The 21,436-nt window shown below is 68.5% G+C and carries 17 protein-coding genes; 12 read left to right on the top strand and 5 right to left on the bottom strand.

Annotated features, from left to right (window positions below):
* Positions 1-56: 56 nt before the first annotated feature.
* From I6I07_RS04365 to I6I07_RS04345, 5 genes are all read right to left on the bottom strand, one after another.
* Positions 57-1,019, bottom strand: coding sequence for a Nudix family hydrolase (locus tag I6I07_RS04365; protein ID WP_198485765.1), 963 nt, complete (start codon positions 1,017-1,019; stop codon positions 57-59).
* On the bottom strand, positions 1,012-1,878 hold the full coding sequence (locus I6I07_RS04360; RefSeq protein WP_198485764.1) for an ATP-binding protein: 867 nt from the start codon (positions 1,876-1,878) through the stop codon (positions 1,012-1,014). The genes I6I07_RS04365 and I6I07_RS04360 overlap by 8 nt, the downstream gene beginning before the upstream one ends.
* A gap of 300 nt (positions 1,879-2,178) precedes the next feature.
* A complete protein-coding gene (argJ, locus tag I6I07_RS04355; protein ID WP_198485763.1) occupies positions 2,179-3,405 on the bottom strand; it encodes a bifunctional glutamate N-acetyltransferase/amino-acid acetyltransferase ArgJ in 1,227 nt (408 codons plus the stop codon).
* 121 nt (positions 3,406-3,526) lie between these two features.
* Positions 3,527-4,567, bottom strand: a complete 1,041-nt coding sequence (locus I6I07_RS04350; protein ID WP_198485762.1) for a hypothetical protein — start codon at positions 4,565-4,567, stop codon at positions 3,527-3,529.
* Positions 4,568-4,684: 117 nt separating this feature from the next.
* Positions 4,685-5,179 (bottom strand): MarR family winged helix-turn-helix transcriptional regulator, encoded by a 495-nt coding sequence (locus I6I07_RS04345; protein ID WP_198485761.1) that lies wholly within the window; start codon positions 5,177-5,179, stop codon positions 4,685-4,687.
* 310 nt (positions 5,180-5,489) lie between these two features.
* Here I6I07_RS04345 and I6I07_RS04340 point away from each other — a divergent pair, with 310 nt between their 5' ends.
* The 12 genes from I6I07_RS04340 (at position 5,490) to I6I07_RS04285 (ending at position 21,400) form a co-directional block, all read left to right on the top strand.
* Positions 5,490-6,653 (top strand): ABC transporter substrate-binding protein, encoded by a 1,164-nt coding sequence (locus tag I6I07_RS04340; RefSeq protein WP_198485760.1) that lies wholly within the window; start codon positions 5,490-5,492, stop codon positions 6,651-6,653.
* A 152-nt stretch (positions 6,654-6,805) separates the two neighbouring features.
* Entirely contained in the window at positions 6,806-7,726 is a 921-nt protein-coding gene (locus I6I07_RS04335) for a branched-chain amino acid ABC transporter permease (RefSeq protein WP_006392702.1), read from the top strand.
* 2 nt (positions 7,727-7,728) lie between these two features.
* Positions 7,729-8,697: a branched-chain amino acid ABC transporter permease gene (locus I6I07_RS04330; protein ID WP_198485759.1), complete on the top strand. Its 969-nt coding sequence runs from the start codon at positions 7,729-7,731 to the stop codon at positions 8,695-8,697.
* Positions 8,694-9,494: an ABC transporter ATP-binding protein gene (locus tag I6I07_RS04325; protein WP_198485758.1), complete on the top strand. Its 801-nt coding sequence runs from the start codon at positions 8,694-8,696 to the stop codon at positions 9,492-9,494. Before I6I07_RS04330 ends, I6I07_RS04325 begins: the two co-directional genes overlap by 4 nt.
* Positions 9,494-10,198, top strand: coding sequence for an ABC transporter ATP-binding protein (locus tag I6I07_RS04320; RefSeq protein ID WP_006392705.1), 705 nt, complete (start codon positions 9,494-9,496; stop codon positions 10,196-10,198). Before I6I07_RS04325 ends, I6I07_RS04320 begins: the two co-directional genes overlap by 1 nt.
* Before the next feature lie 217 nt (positions 10,199-10,415).
* Complete coding sequence (siaA, locus tag I6I07_RS04315; protein ID WP_198485757.1) at positions 10,416-12,407, top strand: biofilm regulation protein phosphatase SiaA; 1,992 nt, start codon at positions 10,416-10,418, stop codon at positions 12,405-12,407.
* 23 nt (positions 12,408-12,430) lie between these two features.
* Positions 12,431-12,970, top strand: coding sequence for a biofilm regulation protein kinase SiaB (gene siaB / locus I6I07_RS04310; RefSeq protein WP_054477862.1), 540 nt, complete (start codon positions 12,431-12,433; stop codon positions 12,968-12,970).
* A 39-nt stretch (positions 12,971-13,009) separates the two neighbouring features.
* A complete protein-coding gene (gene siaC, locus I6I07_RS04305; protein ID WP_006392708.1) occupies positions 13,010-13,387 on the top strand; it encodes a biofilm regulation phosphoprotein SiaC in 378 nt (125 codons plus the stop codon).
* The gene (gene siaD / locus I6I07_RS04300; RefSeq protein WP_232625894.1) at positions 13,384-14,181 is read left to right on the top strand and encodes a biofilm regulation diguanylate cyclase SiaD; all 798 of its coding nucleotides are present in this window, start codon (positions 13,384-13,386) and stop codon (positions 14,179-14,181) included. The genes siaC and siaD overlap by 4 nt, the downstream gene beginning before the upstream one ends.
* Before the next feature lie 41 nt (positions 14,182-14,222).
* Positions 14,223-16,799, top strand: a complete 2,577-nt coding sequence (locus I6I07_RS04295; RefSeq protein ID WP_198485756.1) for an EAL and GGDEF domain-containing protein — start codon at positions 14,223-14,225, stop codon at positions 16,797-16,799.
* 1,461 nt (positions 16,800-18,260) lie between these two features.
* A complete protein-coding gene (locus I6I07_RS04290; RefSeq protein ID WP_198485755.1) occupies positions 18,261-20,612 on the top strand; it encodes a bifunctional salicylyl-CoA 5-hydroxylase/oxidoreductase in 2,352 nt (783 codons plus the stop codon).
* Entirely contained in the window at positions 20,609-21,400 is a 792-nt protein-coding gene (locus I6I07_RS04285; protein WP_198485754.1) for an SDR family NAD(P)-dependent oxidoreductase, read from the top strand. The genes I6I07_RS04290 and I6I07_RS04285 overlap by 4 nt, the downstream gene beginning before the upstream one ends.
* Positions 21,401-21,436: the final 36 nt, after the last annotated feature.

Genomic DNA, 21,436 nt, shown 5'->3' with positions numbered 1-21,436 from the left:
CGTGGCGCGGCGGGCCGGCGCGACCGCGCGGGTCGGCCGGTTCCGCGTCCGTGGCGTCAGATCAGGCCGCGGATGCCGGCGATGCCGTGCGCGCCATGGCGCAGGGCCTGCGAGACGGTCTGGGTGGATTGCCCGCCCAGCGCGAACACCGGAATGCCGGCATCGCGGTTGCCTTCGACGAAGCCGTCCCAGCCCAACGTCGGCGCGCCGGGGTGGCTGGGGGTGTCCAGCACCGGGCCGAGCACGGCGAAGTCCGCGCCCAGTTCGCGCGCATGCACCACCTGGGCGTTGTCGTGCGCCGAGACGCCCACCAATGCGCCCGCCGGCAATTCGGGGCGGGCGGCCAGGCGCGCGGCGTCGGCGCCGCGCAGGTGCACGCCGTCGGCCTCGCGCCACCAGGCGGCCGGATGGGCGCTGTTGACCAGCACCCGCGCGCCGGCGGCGTGGCAGCGCTTGACGATCTGCTGCAGCGCCTCGTGCAGCGAGGCCGAGGCCGGGCCGTCGGGCCACTGCGGTTCACGCAGTTGCACCAGCCTGACGCCGCGCGCCAGCGCCGCGTCCAGCCGCCCCAGGAACGCCGACAGGCCGGCGCGCGAGCCGATGGAACTGATGCCGTAGGCGGTCGGCAGCTGCAGCCAGCGCAGCGGCGGCAGGGTGGCCGGCAGCAGGTCGCCGACCGAGGCGGCGTTGGCCGGGTCGACCCATTCCAGGCGCTGGTTCTCCAGGCTGCGCGGCTCGCCTTCCCAGCCGGTGACGTGGCAGAACGCCAGGCGCACCGTGGTGTGGGGGTAGGCGTGCACGTAGGTCACCCACGGCCGCGACTGCGTCACGCGGATGCCGATCTCTTCCTGCAGCTCGCGCGCCAGCGCCTGCAGCACGGTCTCGCCGGGTTCGAGCTTGCCGCCGGGCAGCTCCCACCAGCCCGACCAGGGCTTGCCTTCGGGACGCTGGCCCAGCAACAGCATGCCGTCCGGACGCAGGATCAGGCCGGCGGCGACATCGATGATCTTGTCAGACATGGCGGGCGGCCCAGTCACGGGCGAATTGGTAAGCGACGCGCCCCGAGCGCGAACCGCGCTCGATCGTCCACTGCAGCGCCTCGGTGCGCGACGGCTCGATCTGGTCTTCCGGGCAGCCCAGCTCGCGCAGCCAGTGGTAGACGATGTCGAGGTAGTCGTCCTGCTTGAAGGGATAGAACGACAGCCACAGGCCGAAGCGCTCGGACAGTGAGATCTTTTCCTCGACGGTTTCGCCGGGGTGGATCTCGCCGTCGGGCTGGTGCTTGGCCTGCAGGTTCTCGCTCATGTACTCCGGCATCAGGTGGCGCCGGTTGGAGGTAGCGTAGATCAGCACGTTGTCGCCCGAGGCCGCGACCGAGCCGTCCAGCACGGACTTGAGCGCCTTGTAGCCGGCCTCGCCTTCCTCGAACGACAGGTCGTCGCAGAACACGATGAAGCGTTCGGGGCGCGCGGCCACCAGTTCGACGATGTCGGCCAGGTCGCCCAGGTCGGACTTGTCGACTTCGATCAGGCGCAGGCCGCGGTCGCCGTGGGCGGCCAGCATGGCCTTGACCAGCGAGCTCTTGCCGGTGCCGCGGGCGCCGGTCATGAGGACGTTGTTGGCGGGCTTCTTGTCGATGAACTGCTGCGTGTTGCGCTCGATGATGCCTTTCTGGCGTTCGATGTGCTGCAAGTCCTCGAGCTCGATGCGGGCCACGTGGCGCACGGCGTCGAGCCAGCCGCGCGAACCGCGCTTGCGCCAGCGGAACGCATGGGCGTTCCAGTCGATGTCGGGAGGGGCGGGCGGCAGCCAGGCTTCAAGCTGGGCCAGGACGCGCTCGGCGCGCTGGATGAGGGTGGTGAATTCGGTCGCGGTCACGGTGTGATCCTGGAAGAGCGAACGGGCGGGCCCGGCACCGGGCCCGCGTCGCATTCGCGGGCATCGTCGGAAGAAGAGGGCGCGTATCCCGCCGCTAGGCGTCATGGGGACGCGCGCCGCTCAACGGTTGTCACCTGCCGGGGACCGCGGTGATGCCACGGATGCCCCGGGGGCAGTGACCGGCGATGGGTAAGGCGCAGCCACTGGATTTCATTGCTGCCGCCATCCCGCGGGGCCCGGCGCGCCATGGCGCGCCAGCGTCCCGCGCCCGGGGTCAGCCGGGCGGATGGCGGGTCTTGATCAGGAACGGTAATCGGCGTTGATCGACACGTACTCGTGCGAGAAATCGCAGGTGTAGACGGTGTCGTTGACCTGGCCGCGGCCCAGCGCGATGCGCACGGTGATCTCGGCCTGCTTCATGACGCGCTGGCCGTCGGCTTCCTGGTAGGCCGGATTGCGGCCGCCGTCCTTGGCCACCAGCACGTCGTCGAGCCACAGGCGGATGTTCGACACGTCCAGGTCGTCGATGCCGGCGTAGCCGACGGCGGCCAGGATGCGGCCCAGGTTGGGGTCCGAGGCGAAGAAGGCGGTCTTGACCAGCGGCGAGTGGGCCACGGCGTAGGCCACCTTGAGGGCTTCCTCGGTGGTGCCGGCTTCTTCCACGCGGATGGTCATGAACTTGGTGGCGCCTTCGGCGTCGCGCACGATCTTCTGCGCCAGTTCCAGCGCGGCGGCGGTCAGGGCCTCGCGCACGGCGGCGTAGGCGGCGTCCGATTCGGCGTTGACCTCGACGCCCGACTTGCCGGTGGCGACGATGATGAACGAGTCATTGGTGGAGGTGTCGCCATCCACGGTGATGCGGTTGAACGAGGCGTCGGCGATTTCGACCGCCAGCTTGCGCAAGAGCGGCTGGGCGATGCCGGCGTCGGTGGCCAGGAAGCTTAGCATGGTCGCCATGTTGGGGCGGATCATGCCGGCGCCCTTGCTGATGCCGGTGAAGGTGACGGTCTTGCCGCCGATCTGGACGCGGCGCGACGAGATCTTGGGCAGCGTGTCGGTGGTCATGATGCCGTGCGCGGCGCTGGACCAGTGGTCGGCGCCGAGGTTGGCGATGGCGCCCGGCAGGCCGGCGAACAGGCGGTCCAGCGGCAGCGGCTCCAGGATCACGCCGGTCGAGAACGGCAGCACCTGCGCGGCGGGCACGCCCAGCAGGCGGCCGAGCTCGGCGCAGGTGTCCTGGGCCTTCTTCAGGCCCTCGGCGCCGGTGCCGGCGTTGGCGTTGCCGGTGTTGATGACCAGCGCGCGGATCGGGCCACCGTCGGCCAGATGAGCCTGGCAGACCTGCACCGGCGCGGCGCAGAAGCGGTTGCGGGTGAACACGCCGGCCACGCTGCTGCCTTCGGCCAGGCGCAATACCGTCAGGTCGCGTCGGTTGGCTTTGCGGATGCCGGCCTCGGTGACGCCGATTTCAACGCCGGCAACAGGGAAAATTTCGGACTCGGAGGGGATCTGCAGGTTAACGGCCATGACTTCGTCTCATGAATGAGCAGGACGGAATCGCCGCCAGGGCAAGGCGGCGCGCGGGGGAAAGCTTCGTATTATCCCACTGCTTTGCGACAGCCGGCGGCGCCGGCCTGAAAGCCGGTTGTCAGGGAGCGGTCCGCATGGCCGCCACGTCCAGCACGCCGGCCTCGCGGTTGGACAGCACGCGGCGCACGGTGCCGTCGGGCGCCTGCAGCACCGACATGCCGGCGGCGACTTCCTTGCCGTCGGCCTGCCGCGCCGAGCGGCCGCGCGAGGGCGAGAACAGCAGGTCGCCGGGCTGCATGCCGGGCACGCGCGGTCCGGCCGTCAGCATGCGGGTGCCGGTGGGATAGGTGATGCCGCCGAAGGCGCTTTCGCGCCCCAGCAGGCCCTCGAACGCCAGCAGGCGGCGCTGGGCGTCCAGCGTCATGTCCACTTTCAGCAACGGCAGGCCGTCCACGGACAGCGGCTCGCTGCCCTCGGCGCGCAGCAGCCAGCGCGGCGCCGGGCTGGCCGGGTCGGGAGCGCCAGCGCGGGCCGCGTCGTCGACCTTGAGCCAGGCGCCGGGCGGGATGGGCTGCTGATTGAGGGTGTTGCCGATCGCCAGGTGGCAGCTGGCAAAGCGCGGCTGGCCGCCCAGCATGACGAATTCGACCCGGTGGCCGTGGGCGCAGAGCCAGCCGTCCAGGGCCTGGTCGCGGGCGATCTCGGCCGACAGCGTCTCGGGCTGCCGGCTGTTGGCCGGGTAATGGAACAGGCGGGTGGCGCTGATGCCCTGCACGGTGGCCGGATGGCCCTCCGGGAAGGTGGCGCGGTCGAACGAGGCCGGATCGCCAGCGGCGGTCAGGCGCAGCACCGTGCCGGCCGGCATGTCGACCCCGGCCAGCCGGGTGGGCTGGTCCAGCACCCGGTCGAGGCTGGCGCCCAGGCGGGCGTCGCGCTGGGCGACCAGCCATTGGCTCAGCTGCTGGTAGGGAAAGATGCCGCCGACCAGGGCCAGCAGCGCCATCAGGAGGGTGCCGCGGCGGCGATGGTCGCCCAGCCACAGCCGGGCGCCGCGGCTGGTGGCCAGGACGGCCAGCCAAGTCAGCAGCGTCGACAGGCAGGCCAGCGAGACGGCCATCAGCACGTAGTAATTACCGCCAGGAAGAGATACCGGAATCATGGCGGCAATTATGCGCCAAACCGTTGTCGTTTTTTGTCGGCCCGAGGGGGCGGCAGGGGTGAAAACGCATCGGCGCGCGCCGGCGGCGGACCGGCCGGGCGGCGCGCGGGACGCGGCTCAGTTGCCGGCGGCGGCCGAGCGGGTGGCGATCACCTGCAGTTTCAGTTCGCCCAGCGCCTGGAACAGCGCGTTGCGGCTGGCCTCGGGCAGCTCGCCGAACATCGACTTGACCCACGACTCGTGGGCCCGCGCCATCTTGGCGAAGCTCTTGCGGCCTTGCGGCGTCAGCTTGATGAGCGAGCTGCGGCGGTCGGACTCGACCTTGGTGCGCACCACCAGGCCTTCTTTTTCGAGCTGGTCGGTGATGCCGGTGATATTGCCGTTGGTCACCATCATGTGGCGCGACAGCTCGCCCATCTTCATGCCCTTGGGCGCGCGCTGCAATTGCGCCATCAGGTCGAAGCGCGGCAGGGTGGTGTCGAACTCGTTGCGCAGTCGGCTGCGGATCTCGCCTTCGATGAGATTGGCGCAGGTCAGCATGCGCAGCCACAGGCGCAGCGCATGGTGATCGTCGGGGGCGGCGCGGGATTCCAGGTCGGGAGCGTCTGTCATGGTCGGGAAGGTTACCGGGAATGCGTGGAGAGGTCTGTATTCTTGAGTATCGGGCCGATGTCGGGTAATGTCCGCGCGGGCGGGCCCGCGCCGTGGATCATTGGTAAAAACCCTAGACTTGTTTTGCCGAATACTTTAAACCTAAACTATGAACCACGCCAGTTCTCCCCATGCCGCACCCCGGGATCGGCTGCTGCGGGCGCCGGTCTGACGGCCGTCTGATCGGGCCGGCAGGCCGGGCATAGAAGTCCTTCGAATCGCAATCTCAGAAAAACACCCTCGGCGCGGCTCGCGCACGGAGCACACCACCATGCGTTTCATCACTTCCCTCGTTGCCGCCGCCGCGTTGGTTCCGGCACTGGCGCACGCCGATCCGGTCAAGGTCGGCATCGCGAATGACATTTCCGGCCCGTTCTCGGCCCTGGGCGCCGAAGCCCGCGACGGCTTCAACCTGGCGATCAAGCAGCTGGGCAGCAAGCTGGGCGGCCAGCCGGCTGAATTCCTGCAGACCGACATGGGCGGCAATCCGGACCAGGCCCGCCAGCTGGTCACGCGCTACATCCAGCGCGACAAGGTCGATTTCTTCACCGGCCCGATCGGCTCGAACGTGGCGCTGGCCGTCGGCCCCGCGCTGTTCGCCGCCAAGGTGCCGTACCTGTCGAACAACCCGGGCCCCAGCCAGTTCGCCGGCGCCCAGTGCAACAACTACTGGTTTGGTTCGTCCTACCAGAACGACGCCTTCCACGAAGCCGCCGGCAAGGTCGCGGCCGACCGCGGCTTCAAGAAGATGTTCATCATGGCCCCCGACTACCCGGCGGGCAAGGACGCCCTGACCGGCTTCAAGCGCGGCTACAAGACCGCCCCGGGCGACGAGGTCTACACCAAGCTCGGCCAGATCGACTACGCCGCCGAAATCGCCCAGATCCGCGCCGCCAAGCCGGACGCGGTCTATATCTTCCTGCCGGGCGGCATGGGCATCAACTTCGTCAAGCAGTTCGTGTCGGCCGGCCTGTCGCAGAGCGTCAAGCTGATCGGCCCGGGCTTCTCGGCCGACGAGGACGTGATCCAGGCCGTGGGCGAGCCGATGCTGGGCATGTACAACACCGCGCAGTGGGCGCATGACCTGGACGTGCCGCAGAACAAGGCCTTCGTCGAGGCCTTCCGCAAGGAATACAACGGCCGCTACCCGTCGGTGTACGCCGCCCAGGCCTATGACGTCATCATGGCCATGGACGCCGCCGTCAAGCAGGCCGGCGGCAAGGCCTCCGACCGCGAGGCCATCGTCCAGGCGCTGGCCAAGGCCGACTACCCCTCGGTGCGCGGCAGCTACATCTACGGCAAGAACCACTACCCGATCCAGGCCTACTACCTGCGCGTGGTCGACAAGGACGCCAGCGGCCGCATCACCAACAAGCTGGTGGGCAAGGTCTTCGACAAGTACCAGGACGTCTACGTCGGCGACTGCAAACTATAAAAGGCGGCGGGACGCGTAAAGCGTCGCGGCTACACGATGTAGCCTGGCCCCGCGGGGTCGCACGGATCCGGCTTCGCCGGTCCGTCGCGACGCCCCCTTGAGGGGGGGAAGCGCGCAGCGCTCCGGGGGTGGGCCCACCAGGGGATTCATTCATGACGTTCACGCTCATCATCGAGCAATTGCTGAACGGTCTGCAGTTTGGGTTGATGTTGTTTCTGATCGCGGCCGGGCTGACCCTGGTGTTCGGCATCATGGACATCATGAATCTGGCGCACGGCTCGCTCTATATGGCAGGCGCCTATGTCGCCGCCGAAACCATGCAGCGCACGGGGTCCTTCACCGCCGCCGTCCTGGTGGCCGCCGTCGCCACCGGGCTGGTCGGGGTGGCGCTGGAACTGACGCTGATCCGCCGCCTGGCGCTGCGCGACCACCTGGCCCAGGTGCTGGGCACCTACGCGGTCATCCTCATCGCCAATGACCTGGTCAAGATGATCTGGGGCCCGGCCCCGGTCATGCTGAACATGCCGGCGCTGCTGTCCGGGCCGGTGCGCCTGTTGCCCGACCTGCTGTATCCGGCCTACCGCCTGATGATCATCGTGTTCGGCGTGGCCTCGGCCGTGGGGCTGTACTGGTTCGTGACGCGCACCCGCGCCGGCGTGCTGGTGCGGGCCGGCGCTTCGAACCGGCAGATGGCCACCCTGATGGGCGTGCGCGTGCCGCTGCTGTTCCTGGGCGTGTTCGTGCTGGGCGCCATGCTGGCCGCCGTGGCCGGCGCGCTGCTGGGCCCGATCACCTCGGTGCAAGTCGGCATGGGCGAGGAAATCCTGATCCTGGTGCTGGTGTGCATCGTCATCGGCGGCATCGGCTCGATCCGCGGCGCCTTCGTCGGCGCGCTGCTGGTGGGCATGGTCGACACGGCCGGGCGCGCCTTCCTGCCGATGCTGCTGCGCCAGGTGTTCTCGCCGGCGGTCGCGTCCAGCGTCGGCCCGACGCTGGCGGCCATCGCCATCTACGTGCTGATGGCGGCGGTCCTGGTGTTCCGGCCTTCCGGCCTGTTTCCGGCGCGAGGCTGAGCATGCGGACCTCTTCGATCCTCTGGACCCTGGCCCTGCTGGCCGCGCTGGCGGCGTTCCCGCTGGTGGCGCCGGCCCTGGGCCTGGATTTCTATATCTCCTTCGTGCGCCGCGTGCTGATCTACGCGCTGGCCGCCACCAGCCTGAACCTGATCCTGGGCTACGGCGGCATGGTGGCGCTGGGCCACGCGGCCTTCTTCGGCGCCGGCGCCTACGCGGTCGGCATCCTGGCGATGGCGGGCGTGACCTCGGCGCTGGTGTCGTGGCCGGTGGCGATGCTGCTGGCGGCGCTGCTGGCCTTCATCACCGGCGCGATCTCGCTGCGCACCCGCGGCGTGTACTTCATCATGATTACGCTGGCGTTCGCGCAGATGCTGTTCTACATCTTCATCTCGCTGCGCCAGTACGGCGGCGAGGACGGCCTGAACCTGCCGGGCTACTCGTCGCTGCCGGGCATCGACCTGGCCAATGACGTGGCGTTCTATTACCTGGTGCTGGTGATCTTCGCCGTGATGATGTGGCTGTTCGGGCGGGTGACGCTGTCGCGCTTCGGCACCGCGCTGCAGGGCATCCGTGAAAACGAGTCGCGCATGGAATCCATGGGCTACCCGGTCTACCGCATCAAGCTCACCGCCTTCACGCTCAGCGGCGCGGTGGCCGGGCTGGCCGGCGCGCTGCTGGCCAACCACAACCTGTTCATCTCGCCCAGCCTGATGCACTGGACCCAGTCGGCCAACCTGCTGATCATGGTGCTGGTGGGCGGCATCGGCCTGCGCTACGGCGGCGTGGCCGGCGCGGTGGTGATGCTGGTGCTGGAGGAAGTGCTGCGCCAGTGGACCGAATACTGGCACCTGCCCCTGGGCGTGCTGCTGCTGTGCGTGGTGTTCGGCGCGCCGCGCGGCCTGGTGGGCCTGTTCGGCCCGCTGTTCGGCGGCCGCGCCGCCGCCCAAACCGGCAAGACGGGATCATGAACCAGACCCATACCCCGACGCAGGCTCCCGCGCTGCAGGCCAGCAACCTGGTACGCCGCTTCGGCGCGCTGGTGGCCACCGACAACGTCTCGATCGCGCTGAACCCGGGCGAGATCCATGCCCTGATCGGCCCCAACGGCGCCGGCAAGTCGACCCTGATCCACCTGCTGTCCGGCACGCTGGCGGCCGACTCCGGTTCGCTGGCCGTGGATGGCCGCGACGTCACCGCCATGAACGCGCACCAGCGCGTGGCGGCGGGCCTGTCGCGCTCGTACCAGATCACCAACATCTTCAAGCAGTCCAGCGTGCTGGACAACCTGGTGCTGGCGGTGCAGGCCCATGCCGGCAGCAGCTTGCGCTTCTGGAAGCCGCGCGCCGCCGAGTCGGCCCTGTATGAGCAGGCCCGCGAGCTGGCGCGCGAATGCGCCATCGATCCCGCCCTGCTGGAGCGCGCCGCCGGCACCTTGCCGCACGGCGAGCAGCGCAAGGTGGAATTCGCCCTGGCCCTGGCCGCGCGCCCGCGCGTGCTGCTGCTGGACGAACCCATGGCCGGCATGGGGCCCGACGAGACCCTGCGCCTGACCGACCTGATCGAATCCCTGCGCGGCCGCGCCGCCATGCTGCTGGTCGAGCACGACATGCAGGCGGTGTTCCGGCTGGCCGACCGCATCTCGGTGCTGGTCTATGGCCGCGTGATCGCCACCGGCACGCCGGACGAGATCCGCGCCAATCCGGAGGTGCGCCAGGCCTACCTCGGCGATGATGAAACGGCGCCCGCGCGCCAGGAGCTTGCCTGATGCTCAGCATTGAATCGGCCCAGAGCGGCTACGGCGCCAGCCAGGTTCTGTTCGGCGTGGACCTGCAGATCGGCGCGGGCCAGGTGGTGACGCTGCTGGGCCGCAACGGCATGGGCAAGACCACGCTGCTGCGCACGCTGTTCGGCCAGCTGCCGCTGCGCGGCGGCAAGATCCGCTTCGCCGACCAGGACATCAGCGGCTGGAGCCCGGACCGCATCGCCCGCACCGGCATGGCCATCGTGCCGGAAGGGCGCCAGTGCTTTCCCAACCTGACGGTGCGCGAGCACCTGACGGCCTTCGTGGCGGCGCGCAACCCCGCCATCGGCGAGCCGTGGACGCCCGAGCGCGTGTTCGAGCTGTTCCCGCGGCTGGGCGAACGCGCCCGCAACATGGGCAACCAGCTGTCGGGCGGCGAGCAGCAGATGCTGGCGATCGGCCGCGCGCTGGTCACCAATCCGCGCCTGTTGATCCTGGACGAGGCCACCGAGGGCCTGGCGCCCAAGATCCGCGAGGAGATCTGGAACTGCCTGGCGCGCCTGCGCCAGGCGGGCCAGACCATTCTGGTGATCGACAAGTATGTCGAGCGCCTGCTGAGCCTGGCCGATCGCCACGTCATCCTGGAACGCGGCAAGGTGGTCTGGACCGGCGACTCCGCCGCGCTCGATGCCGACCGCGGATTGTGGGAACGCTACCTGGGCGTGTAGCGTGAAAGCCGCAATCCCGGCGCGGAGCGCGGCCTTTCTTTCGATATAAAACGCAACAAAGACGCGGTTTGCGGGGTGCGGCCTCAAATAGGCTGACCTTTGGCAAATCCGCGTGTTTACGCCTGTTTCAATTCATCTCGTGGTTCTCTACACTTAGCGCGCCGTGCGTACCGCGTGGATGCGTCACGTCTTATCAAGCTGTCAGGGAAGACTTCGCATGGCGAAATGGGGTTTGCGCAAAAAATCATTGATGGCGCTGTTGCTGGCGTGCCTGGTCGCGTTGGCGCCGGCCGCGTTGATCGGCTGGCAGGTGCTGGACGGGGTCCGCGACCACTTCGGGCGCGCCTTCGCCGACAACTTCACGCAGCTGAACCGCCAGCGCATCCTGGCGCCGGTGTCGCGCGAGCTGGCGCTGTCGCAGCGGCTGGCCGACAGCGAGGTGACGCGCCGCTGGCTGCGCAATGAAAGCGACCCGGCCGCCCGCGAGCTGTTCTTCCGCGAGGCCGACGGCTACCGCCGCGACCTGCTGGGCCGCGCCTATTTCATCGCCAGCGCCGCCACCGGCCACTATTACTTCAACGACGACCAGCCGCTGTCGGAAACGCCGCGCTACACGCTCAGCCGCGAGGCGGCGGACGATGGCTGGTTCTACAACTCGCTCAAGGCCAGCGCGCGTTACAACATCAACGTCAATCCGGACCTCAAGCTCAAGACCACGCGGGTCTGGATCAACGTGCAGGTGCGCGACGGCGACAAGGTCATCGGCCTGACCGGCGCCGGCCTGGACGTGGGCGGCTTCCTGCGCGACTTCGTCAACAGCGGCCAGCCGGGCGTCACCCCCATCATCGTCGACGAGGAAGGGGCGATCCAGGCGCACATGGACCCGACGCTGATCGCCTACAACTCGGGGGCCAGCGGCGCCAACGGCCGCGGCATGGTGTTCAACCTGCTCGACCCCGGCAGCGGCAGCGGCCGCGACGAGCTGCGCTCGGCGCTGCATGCCGCCCAGGCCGACCCACAATCGGTGCAGACCGCCTGGGTCGCGATCGACGGCGTGCGCCAGCTGGTGTCGGTGGCCTACATGCCCGAACTGCACTGGCACGTGCTGACGGTGGTGGACCTGGGCGCTGCCCGGGTGCTGGACACCGACTGGCTGTGGCCGGCCGCGATCGGCCTGGTGCTGCTGTTCGCGGCCCTGCTGCTGTGCTTCGGCTACGCTATCGAGCGCCTGATGCTGCGACCGCTGCGCCGCCTGCAGCAGTCGGCCCGCGCCATCGCCAACGGCAGCTACGACGTGCGCCTGCCGCCGGGCGGCCAGGACGAGATCGGCGACCTGAGCCGCGCCTTCGGCGTCATGGCCGACAAGGTGCGCCAGCACACCGCCGAACTCGAGAGCAAAGTGCGCGAGCGCACCTCCGCGCTGGAGGACGCCAACCGCGCCATGGCCGCGGCGCACAAGAAGATCGGCGACTCGATCGACTACGCCAGCCTGATCCAGCGCGCCATCCTGCCGGACCGCCAGCTGACCCAGTCGCTCGGCGCCCATCACTTCGTGCTGTGGAAGCCGCGCGACGTGGTCGGCGGCGACTTCTACGTGTTCCGCTCGGACGGCGCCAACTGCCTGCTGGGCATCATGGACTGCGCCGGCCACGGCGTGCCCGGCGCCCTGATGACCATGCTGGCGCGCGCCGCCATCGATCTGGCCATCACCGAGGCCGGCCCGGCCGACCCCGCCGGCATCCTGACGCGCACCGACGGCGCCATCCGCGCCATGCTTGCCGATGCGCAACTGCCGCGGGCCCTCGCGACAAACACGGACGCGGGGCTGGTATATATTGACCGCCAATCCGGCATGTTGCGGTATGCCGGCGCCAAGATCAGCCTGTACGCCAGCGACGGCGAAACCCTGCGCGAAGTGCCCGGGGGCAAGCGCGCGCTGGGCGACAAGCGGGCCGGGGCCTACCAGAATATCGAGTTGCGCATGGAGCCGGGCTGGACCTACTACCTGGCGACCGACGGCTTCCTGGACCAGGCCGGCGGCGAGCATGGTTTCGGCTTTGGCAACACGCGTTTCGCCGAAATGCTCAAGAGACACGCGCGGCAGCCGTTAACTGACCAGGCGGCCGCGTTTACCGAGGCCCTGGCTCGCTACCAGGGCGAACGGCCGCAGCGCGACGACATTACCTTGCTGTCTTTCCGTTTCGAATAATCGTTATCAGGGCGGTAACTCCCATGAATGCCTCCGATCTCTACGCATTGGGCGAGCGGTTCGACCAGAATCGCACGCTGTTGTGCTTCAACGGGCCGATCTCCCGCAGCCTGATCGAGGAAATCGGCAATGCGCTGAAGAATTACCTGAATGCCGAGCATGCCCGGCCGGCGGAGGCCATGGACGTGTTCTCGGTCTACATCGAGATGATCCAGAACATCCGCCAATACGCCGCGCAGAACGGCGACACGGACGCCGCCGCCACCGTGGTCATCGGGCGCCGCGACGAGAGCCGCTACGTGGTGTCGGCCGGCAACCTGGTCAAGGCCGAGGATGGCCGCAGCCTGGTGGCCCGCATCCAGCAGCTGGCCGCGCTGGACAAGGCCGCCCTGAAGGCGGAATACAAGACCCAGCTGCACAAGCCGCGCACCCCCGGCGTGGCCTCGGGCGCCGGCCTGGGCCTGATCGATATCGCGCGCCGGGCCGGCGCGCCGCTGGAGGCCAGCCTGACGCCCGCCGCGGGCGAGGGCCAGGCGTTCTTCAGCCTGAGCGTCGTGATCTGACCGCCGCCCCTGAGCCTTAGACCCTTTTCGGAGTTACTGATGAAAGACCTGAATATCGCGGGGACCCAGTCCACGCCCGCCATCACCGCGGACGCCGCCGCCGGCGTGCTGGCGATGCGCGGCGACTCCTACCCCGAGAATTCGTTCGAGCTGTTCGGCCCGGTGATCGAGTGGGTCGAGGCCTACCTGCTCAGCAGCGCTGCGCCGCTGAACCTGGAACTCGAACTGCTGTACCTGAACACCAGCAGCATCAAGTCCGTCATGGACATCTTCGATGTGCTGGAGGCCGCCCACGGCAAAGGCCGCAGCGTCAGCGTCACCTGGTTCTACGACATGCGCAACGAGCGCGTCGGCGAGCTGGCCGAGGAATTCAAGGAAGACTGCACCTTCCCGTTCTCCGTCGTCGGCCGCCAATGAAGGCCGGCAACGCCGAGCTGGATGACCGCATCGCCGGCTTGCTGGCGGATCCGGCGTATGCCGGGCACCCGTTGCGCGAGGCGTTGCAGGACCTGTGGCGGCACACCGCGGAACAGATGGCGCGGATCGAACGCGTCACGCACTTGTCGGATGCCTACCAGACCATGGCGCACCAGCGCGAAATGGGCCTGTGCGAGCAGTTCGACCGGCAGTTGCGGCGGCTGGCGCGCATCGCGCGCATCTCCGACCACTACCAGAGCATGATGCGCGACCTGAACGCCACGCTGGAGGAAACCTCGCGCCGCGATCCCCTGACGGGCCTGCTCAACCGCCGCGCCCTGATGGAAATGATCAAGCAGGAAGTCCAGCGCGCCGCCCGCGGCGGCCAGGCTTTCGTGGTGGCCATGCTCGACGTCGACCATTTCAAGTCCGTCAACGACCGCTACGGCCACGAGATCGGCGACCGCGCCCTGGTCGAGCTGGCCGGCGCCATGCGCCGCAGCGTGCGCGAATACGACCTGTGCGGCCGCTGGGGCGGCGAGGAATTCCTGGTGCTGCTGCCCGCGACCCCGCCGGAAACGGCGCAGGGCGTGATGGACCGGCTGGTCGGCGCGGTGCGCGGCCTGGCCATTGATGTCGGCGCCGATGTGTTGCGCCTGACCGTCAGTATCGGCATGGCCTGTCACCAGCTCGGAGAAACCTTTTCAGAAACGCTCAGCCGGGCGGACCAGGCGTTGTACCTGGCCAAACAGGACGGACGCGACCGCGTCGCACTTGGCTTCCCCCGGCCCTGAAATGAACCCGGAACCGTTGTTCTTCCGGTATGGAGCCCCTTATGCTTGATTCTCATCCAGGCGGTTCGAGCGCGGCCCCGCAGGGCGCCGCGTGGCAGGTGAGCAACTATCTGGCGTCGATGGACCGGGCACTGCTGCTGTTCGATTTCGATGCCGCCGGCGCTCTCATCAACGCCAACGACAACTTCCTGGCCGCGCTGGGTTATGCCCGCGCCGACATCGCCGGGCTGCGCCACGACCTGCTGTGCGACAGCATGGACGAAGGCAAGGGCATCGCCAGCGCCGAGAATATCTGGGCGCGGCTGCGCCGCGGCGAGGTCTTTTCCGGCACCTGCCGCTACCGCAAGCAGGGCGGCGCGTCGCTGTGGATCGAGGCGACCTACCTGCCGATGCGCGACGAAAGCGGCGAAGTGCGCCGCATCGCGGTGATCTCGCGCAAGTCGATCGCCGACGCCGAGCGCCAGGAGGAAGTCCGCCTGCTGCTGCTGGGCATCAACGAAACCGGCAACGCCGTGGCCGTGTCCGGCCGCGACGGCCGCATCGTCTACGTCAACGACGGCTTCCAGCGCATGCTGGGCTTCTCGCGCGCCGACGCGCTGGAGCAGGAACTGGGCGAGCTGCTGGCCGGCACCCGCCACGACGGCGGCACCCGCGAGGAGCTGGACCGCCGCATCGCCTGCCGCGAGGGCTATCACAAGGACGTGCTGGTCTACGACCGCAGCGGCAAGCCGCTGTGGGTGTCGGTCATGGCCAACTCGGTGTTCGACGAGCGCGGTTCGCTGGTCAACATCGTCGACGTGCTGACCGACATCACCCCCACCAAGGTGCACGAGGTGCTGCAGCGCCGCGTGCTGCAGGCCATGGTCAACGAGGCCTCGGTGGTGGAAGTGATGAACATGGTGTGCCGCGAGGTCGAGCGCCTGGCGCCCGAGGTCGCGGCCACGGTGCTGCGGGTGGACGAGGCCGGCAAGCTGCGGACGCTGGCTTCGCCGAGCATGCCGCCGGCCTATAACGAAGCATTGGACGGCATGGCCATCGGCCCGCAGGTGGGCGCCTGCGGCACTGCGGCTTTCCTCGGGCGGCCGGTGATCGTGCCCGACATCGCCACCGATCCGCTGTGGGATGACTACCGCCATCTGCCGCTGCCGGACGATATCAAGGCCTGCTGGTCCTCGCCGATCAAGTCGAGCGACGGCCGCGTCATCGGCACCTTTGGCTTCTATTTCCGCGAACGCCGCCTGCCGGATGACTTCCACCACCGCCTGGTGGACGTCTGCGTGTACCTGTGCGCGCTGGCGCTGGAACGCGAAGAGGCCCGCGCCCGCATCCGCCAGCTGGCGTTCTACGACGAGCTGACCGGCCTGCCGAACCGCAACCTGCTGCTGGCCCAGGCCGAGCAGGCCATCGCCCGCGCCGAGCCCGAGCGCAAGCGCGTGGCGGTGCTGTTCCTGGACCTGGACCGCTTCAAGCAGGTCAACGACACGCTCGGCCACCCCATCGGCGACGCGCTGCTGCGCGACATCGCCCAGCGCCTGCGGCGCCTGGCGCGCGCCACCGACATCGTCGGCCGCCTGTCGGGCGACGAGTTCGTGATGCTGATGCCCGATTTCGAGCATGGCCGCCTGACCGCCGCCGCCGAGCACATCCTGGTGTCGCTGGCGCAGCCGTTCGTGGTGGGCGGCATCACGCTCAATCCGTCGGTGAGCATCGGCATCAGCGTGTTCCCCGAGAACGGCCGCGACATGGACACGCTGCTGCGCCATGCCGACATGGCCATGTACCAGGCCAAGACGGCGGGCCGCAACCGCATCTCGTTCTTCAGTGCCGAGATGAACCGCCAGGCGCAGGAACGCCTGGCGCTGGAGGCGGCGCTGCGCGACGCGCTGGAAGGTCGCGCGTTGCGGCTGCACTACCAGCCGCAGGTGGGCCTGAAGAACGGCAGCCTGTACGGCGTCGAGGCGCTGGCCCGCTGGCGCCACCCGACGCTGGGCGACATCTCGCCGGCGCGCTTCGTGCCGCTGGCCGAGGAATGCGGCCTGATCGGCGACCTGGGCGACTGGGCGGTGCGCGAGGCCTGCTCGCAGCTCTCCATCTGGCGCAACAACGGCCTGCGCGTGCCGTCGGTGTCGGTGAACCTGTCGGCCACCAATTTCCACAACCTGAACCTGCCGCGCATGATCGCCGCGACGCTGGCCGAGTTCGGGCTGGCGGCGTCGGACCTGATGCTGGAGATCACGGAAGGCGTGGTGCTGGACGCCACGGCGGGCACGCTGCGCACGATCGCGGAACTGCACCGCCTGGGCGTGCGCCTGTCGATGGACGATTTCGGCACGGGCTATTCGAGCCTGGGCCACTTGCGCCGTCTGATCGTGGACGAACTGAAGCTGGACCGCAGTTTCGTCCAGGGCCTGGAGAACGACGACGCGGCGCGGGCCCTGACCAGCGCCGTGATCCGCATCGGGGAGAGTCTCAGCCTGCCGGTGGTGGCCGAGGGGATCGAGAATGAGGAGCAGCGGCGGTTCTTGATCGAGCAGGGGTGTGCGGCGGGGCAGGGGTTTTTGTTTTCGCCTCCGTTGCCGGCTAATGATTTGGAGGATTGGTTGCGGGCGCGGGGGTGAGCGGGGGCTTGCTTGATTGCTGCTTCTGCGGTGACGTGGGTTCTTAAGGCGCGCGTGGCGGGGTCGGTGGGGGATGGCGGGGCTACGATTGCGGTCCGGAGCGTTCGCTCCGGACTTCCCCTTCGTCATCTTCGTCACAGCCTTCGGCTGTTCCTTCAGATTCCCTCGGGCGCATCTACACGCCCCGCCATCCCCCACCGACCCCGCCACGCGCTCGCGATGAGACTTACTGCCGGTCTCTGGGGCGGGTGGTGTGCTTGGCATGCTGATGCAACGTCAAGGCTGGGGGGAGAGATTTGCGGGGCCCGTCCTAAAAGGCCGCGCGGGCGGCCTTTTAGGACTTACGCGGTGTCTTGCGTCTGAGCGATGGCGCTCTCGCGTGTGGGTGACGGTGCTGGCGTTCTTATGTTGGGCTGGCGTGGATTGGAAGATCTTGCGATGGTCGCCCTTCCTCGGCCGCGCGGGCGGCCTCGGGGGCATCCGCAGCGTCTTGCGATTGAGGATGCCGCTGCGCGCATGTGAAGAATGTTGGGGCGGGGCCCGCCTCAAGCCGGCCGCGCGGGCGGCCTTTTGAGGCTTACGCGATGTCTTGCGATTGGTGATGACGCTATCGCGTATGGCGGCGGCGAGATTATTTTCTTTGGAAGGTTTGCTGGCACTTCGCATGGTTTTTCATTGCAAGCGTGCCAGCGTCGCGACGCATTTGCTATTGAAGGCATGCCAGCACCGCGACTCGCTTGCCATTGAAGACATGCCCGCTCCGCGACGCATTGCCACCAAGGCACACCTGCACCCAAACCCTTTGCCATTGAACGCCTGCCCGCACCAAGACTGTTTGTGGTCGGCGCAAGCGACTCGTCACGCGCAACCCGCTTTCCGCCGCGCCGACCACCACCGCCCCTCCCCCAAACGTGGAGAAACAACAGAAACCCGATCCCCATCCGCGCGCAGCGCACCCGCCCCACTTTCAACTGCCCAGACGCCCATCGTGACCGCCCGCGCGGTCGCGATGGGCAGCCCCGCAGGTTCCATGCCCTGCACACAGATCTAGCAGCGCGACAAGCCTCGAAATCCGTAGCCCCTCGGGCAGGCGGACCCGGTGGCGGGCAACCTCGATGCGCCCGACGGAATCCGAAGGCAGCCGCCGCAAGGCGGCAACGAGGATGAGGCAGGGGCAGTCCGGAGCGAACGCTCCGGACCGCAATCGTGGGCGCCCGCCACCGGGTCCGCCTGCCCGAGGGGCGACCTACGAAGCTCAACACCGCGACGCCAGAAAATGCGCCTCCCGCCATGGAACTCGCACCCGCCACCCTAAGCCCGTCCCCAGAATCAGAACCCCCACGTTTCCCCCATTTGCGATCCTCCCCATCCAGGTATATATTTCAAGCCTAAACTATCAAGGCCTAAAAATAGCAGCGACCCACCCCGCGTCCGGGCCGCACTTCATGGAGCGTTACGGCAATGAAAATCGTATGCATTGGTGGTGGTCCCGCCGGTCTGTATTTCGGGCTCCTCATGAAGCTGCAAGACCCGGCCAACGAAGTCACCGTCATCGAACGCAACCGGCCCTACGACACCTTCGGCTGGGGCGTCGTGTTCTCGGATGCCACCATGCAGAACCTGCGCGAAGCCGATCCGGTTTCCGCCCAGACCATCGGTGACGCCTTCAACCACTGGGACGACATCGACATCCACTTCAAGGGCCGCAGCATCCGCAGCGGCGGTCATGGTTTCATCGGCATCGGCCGCAAGAAGCTGCTCAACATCCTGCAGGCGCGTTGCGAAGACGTCGGCGTCAAGCTGGTGTTCGAGAACTTCGTCCAGGACGACCAGGCCATCGCCCGCGAATACGACGCCGACCTGGTCATCGCCTCCGACGGCATCAACAGCCAGATCCGCACCCGCTACGCCGACACCTTCCACCCCGACATCGACCAGCGCCGCTGCCGCTTCGTCTGGCTCGGCACCAAGAAGGTCTTCGACGCTTTCACCTTCGCCTTCGTCCAGACCGAACACGGCTGGTTCCAGGCCCACGCCTACCGCTACGAAGACGGCATGTCGACCTTCATCGTCGAAACGCCCGAAGAGACCTGGCAGGCCGCCGGCATCGAGCAGATGAGCCAGGAAGAGGGCATCGCCTACTGCGAAAAGCTGTTCGCGCCGTGGCTCGACGGCAACGCGCTCATCAGCAACGCCTCGCACCTGCGCGGCTCGGCCATCTGGATCCGCTTCCCGCGCGTCATCTGCAACACCTGGGTCCACTGGAACCAGCTCGAAACCCGCCGCGGCAAGCGCGCCGTGCCGGTGGTGCTGATGGGCGACGCGGCGCACACCGCGCACTTCTCCATCGGCTCCGGCACCAAGCTGGCGCTGGAAGACGCCATCGAACTGGCGCGCTGCCTGAGCGGCGCCGAAGGCAGCGTCGAGCATGGCCTCAAGCACTACGAGGAAGTGCGCAGCGTCGAAGTGCTGAAGATCCAGAACGCCGCCCGCAACTCCACCGAGTGGTTCGAGAACGTGGCGCGCTACGCCGAGCTCGAGCCCGAGCAATTCGCCTATTCGCTGCTGACCCGCTCGCAGCGCATCTCGCACGAAAACCTGCGGCTGCGTGATCCGGCCTGGCTGGAAGGCTTCGAACGCTGGATCGCCGAACATGCCGGCGCGCCGGCGCCGGCCGGCCAGCGGCCCGCGCTGCCGATGCTGACGCCGTACCGGGCGCGCGGCGTGACGCTGAAGAACCGCATCCTGGTGTCGCCGATGGCCATGTATTCCTGCGCCGACGGCGTGCCGGGCGACTTCCACCTGGTGCACCTGGGCGCGCGCGCCATGGGCGGCGCCGGGCTGGTGATGGTGGAAATGACCTGCGTCTCGCCCGACGGCCGCATCACCCCGGGATGCCCGGGCCTGTGGAACGACGAGCAGCAGCAGGCCTTTGCCCGCATCGTCGGCTTCGTGCACGGCAACAGCGATGCCCGCATCGGCGTGCAGATCGGCCATGCCGGCCGCAAGGGCTCGACCCAGCTGGGCTGGCAGAAGATCGACCATCCGCTGGCCGAAGGCAACTGGCCGCTGTTGTCGGCTTCGGCGCTGCCGTACATCGAGGGCGTGTCGCAGACGCCGCGCGCCATGACGCGCGCCGACATGGACGACGTGCGCGACAACTTCGTGGCCGCGGCCCGCCGCGCCCAGGCCGCCGGCTTCGACTGGCTCGAACTGCACTGCGCCCACGGCTACCTGCTGTCCAGCTTCATCTCGCCGCTGACCAACCGGCGCGACGACGAATACGGCGGCAGCCTGGAAAACCGCCTGCGCTTCCCGCTGGAAGTGTTCCGCGCGGTGCGCGCCGTCTGGCCCGAGGACAAGCCGATGTCGGTGCGGATCTCGGCCAGCGACTGGGTCGAGGGCGGCATCACCCCCGATGACGCCGTCGAGATCGCGCGCCACTTCAAGGCCGCCGGCGCCGACATGATCGACTGCTCGTCGGGCCAGGTCAGCAAGGAAGAAAAGCCGGTCTACGGCCGCATGTTTCAGACCCCGTTCGCCGATCGCGTGCGCAACGAGGCCGGCATCCCCACCATCGCGGTGGGCGCCATCTTCGAGGCCGACCACGCCAACGGCATCATTGCCTCGGGCCGCGCCGACCTGTGCGCGCTGGCCCGTCCCCATCTGGCGGATGCCTCCTGGACGCTGCGCGAAGCGGCCCGCGTGGGCTATCGTGATGTGGCCTGGCCGAGCCAGTACTTCGCCGGCAAGCGCCAGCTGGAAACCAATTTCGAACGCGCCGCCGCCATGGCGCAACTGGACATCAAATGAGCACGTCCTCCCTTCCCCTGGCCGGCCGCCACGCGCTGGTGACGGGCGGCGCCCGCGGCATCGGCCTGGCCAGCGCCCGTGCGCTGCTCGAGCGCGGCGCCCGCGTCACGCTGCTGGGCCGCGACGGCGGCGCGCTGGAGGCGGCCGTCGACAGCCTGGCCAGCCTGGGCCAGGTGCAGGCGGTCAGCGCCGACATCGCCGACGAGGCCTCGGTGCGCCAGACCTTCGCCCAGGCCGAGGCCGAGCTCGGCCCGGTGCTGGTGCTGGTGAACAACGCCGGCCAGGCCGTCAGCCAGCGCTTCGACCGCACCGATGCCGCGCTGTGGCAATCGATGCTGGCGGTCAACCTGACCGGCACTTTCCACTGCATCCAGGCGGCCCTGCCCGGCATGCTGGCGGCCAAGTGGGGCCGCGTCATCAACGTGGCCAGCACCGCCGGCCTGATCGGCTACGCCTACGTCAGCGCCTACTGCGCGGCCAAGCATGGCGTGATCGGCCTGACCCGCTCGCTGGCGCTGGAGACGGCGCAGAAGGGCGTCACCATCAACGCCGTGTGCCCGGGCTACACCGAGACCGACATCGTGCGCGGCGCGGTCACCAATATCGTCGAGAAGACCGGCATGACGCCGGAAGCCGCCCGCGCCAAGCTGGCCGAGCGCAACCCGCAGGGCCGCCTGGTGCAGCCCGAGGAAGTGGCCGAGACGGTCGCCTGGCTGGCGCTGCCGGCCTCGTCGTCCATCAACGGCCAGGCCATCGCCGTCGACGGCGGCGAAGTGATGACCGGCTGAGCCGGCCCCACCCCACGATTCAAGAATGGAGACAGC

The organism is Achromobacter deleyi (assembly GCF_016127315.1).
Classification (GTDB): Bacteria; Pseudomonadota; Gammaproteobacteria; order Burkholderiales; family Burkholderiaceae_B; genus Achromobacter; species Achromobacter insuavis_A.
The sequence above is the reverse complement of the archived record's forward strand: the minus strand, read 5'-3'. Positions and strand labels throughout refer to the sequence as shown.

Excerpts from the sequence above, each read along its gene's own strand:
- I6I07_RS04365 (WP_198485765.1), bottom strand. The coding sequence starts at position 1,019 with ATGTCTGACAAGATCATCGATGTCGCCGCCGGCCTGATCCTGCGTCCG.
- argJ (WP_198485763.1), bottom strand. The coding sequence starts at position 3,405 with ATGGCCGTTAACCTGCAGATCCCCTCCGAGTCCGAAATTTTCCCTGTT.
- I6I07_RS04350 (WP_198485762.1), bottom strand. The coding sequence starts at position 4,567 with ATGATTCCGGTATCTCTTCCTGGCGGTAATTACTACGTGCTGATGGCC.
- I6I07_RS04345 (WP_198485761.1), bottom strand. The coding sequence starts at position 5,179 with ATGACAGACGCTCCCGACCTGGAATCCCGCGCCGCCCCCGACGATCAC.
- I6I07_RS04340 (WP_198485760.1), top strand. The coding sequence starts at position 5,490 with ATGCGTTTCATCACTTCCCTCGTTGCCGCCGCCGCGTTGGTTCCGGCA.
- I6I07_RS04335 (WP_006392702.1), top strand. The coding sequence starts at position 6,806 with ATGACGTTCACGCTCATCATCGAGCAATTGCTGAACGGTCTGCAGTTT.
- I6I07_RS04330 (WP_198485759.1), top strand. The coding sequence starts at position 7,729 with ATGCGGACCTCTTCGATCCTCTGGACCCTGGCCCTGCTGGCCGCGCTG.
- I6I07_RS04325 (WP_198485758.1), top strand. The coding sequence starts at position 8,694 with ATGAACCAGACCCATACCCCGACGCAGGCTCCCGCGCTGCAGGCCAGC.
- I6I07_RS04320 (WP_006392705.1), top strand. The coding sequence starts at position 9,494 with ATGCTCAGCATTGAATCGGCCCAGAGCGGCTACGGCGCCAGCCAGGTT.
- siaA (WP_198485757.1), top strand. The coding sequence starts at position 10,416 with ATGGCGAAATGGGGTTTGCGCAAAAAATCATTGATGGCGCTGTTGCTG.
- siaB (WP_054477862.1), top strand. The coding sequence starts at position 12,431 with ATGAATGCCTCCGATCTCTACGCATTGGGCGAGCGGTTCGACCAGAAT.
- siaC (WP_006392708.1), top strand. The coding sequence starts at position 13,010 with ATGAAAGACCTGAATATCGCGGGGACCCAGTCCACGCCCGCCATCACC.
- siaD (WP_232625894.1), top strand. The coding sequence starts at position 13,384 with ATGAAGGCCGGCAACGCCGAGCTGGATGACCGCATCGCCGGCTTGCTG.
- I6I07_RS04295 (WP_198485756.1), top strand. The coding sequence starts at position 14,223 with ATGCTTGATTCTCATCCAGGCGGTTCGAGCGCGGCCCCGCAGGGCGCC.
- I6I07_RS04290 (WP_198485755.1), top strand. The coding sequence starts at position 18,261 with ATGAAAATCGTATGCATTGGTGGTGGTCCCGCCGGTCTGTATTTCGGG.
- I6I07_RS04285 (WP_198485754.1), top strand. The coding sequence starts at position 20,609 with ATGAGCACGTCCTCCCTTCCCCTGGCCGGCCGCCACGCGCTGGTGACG.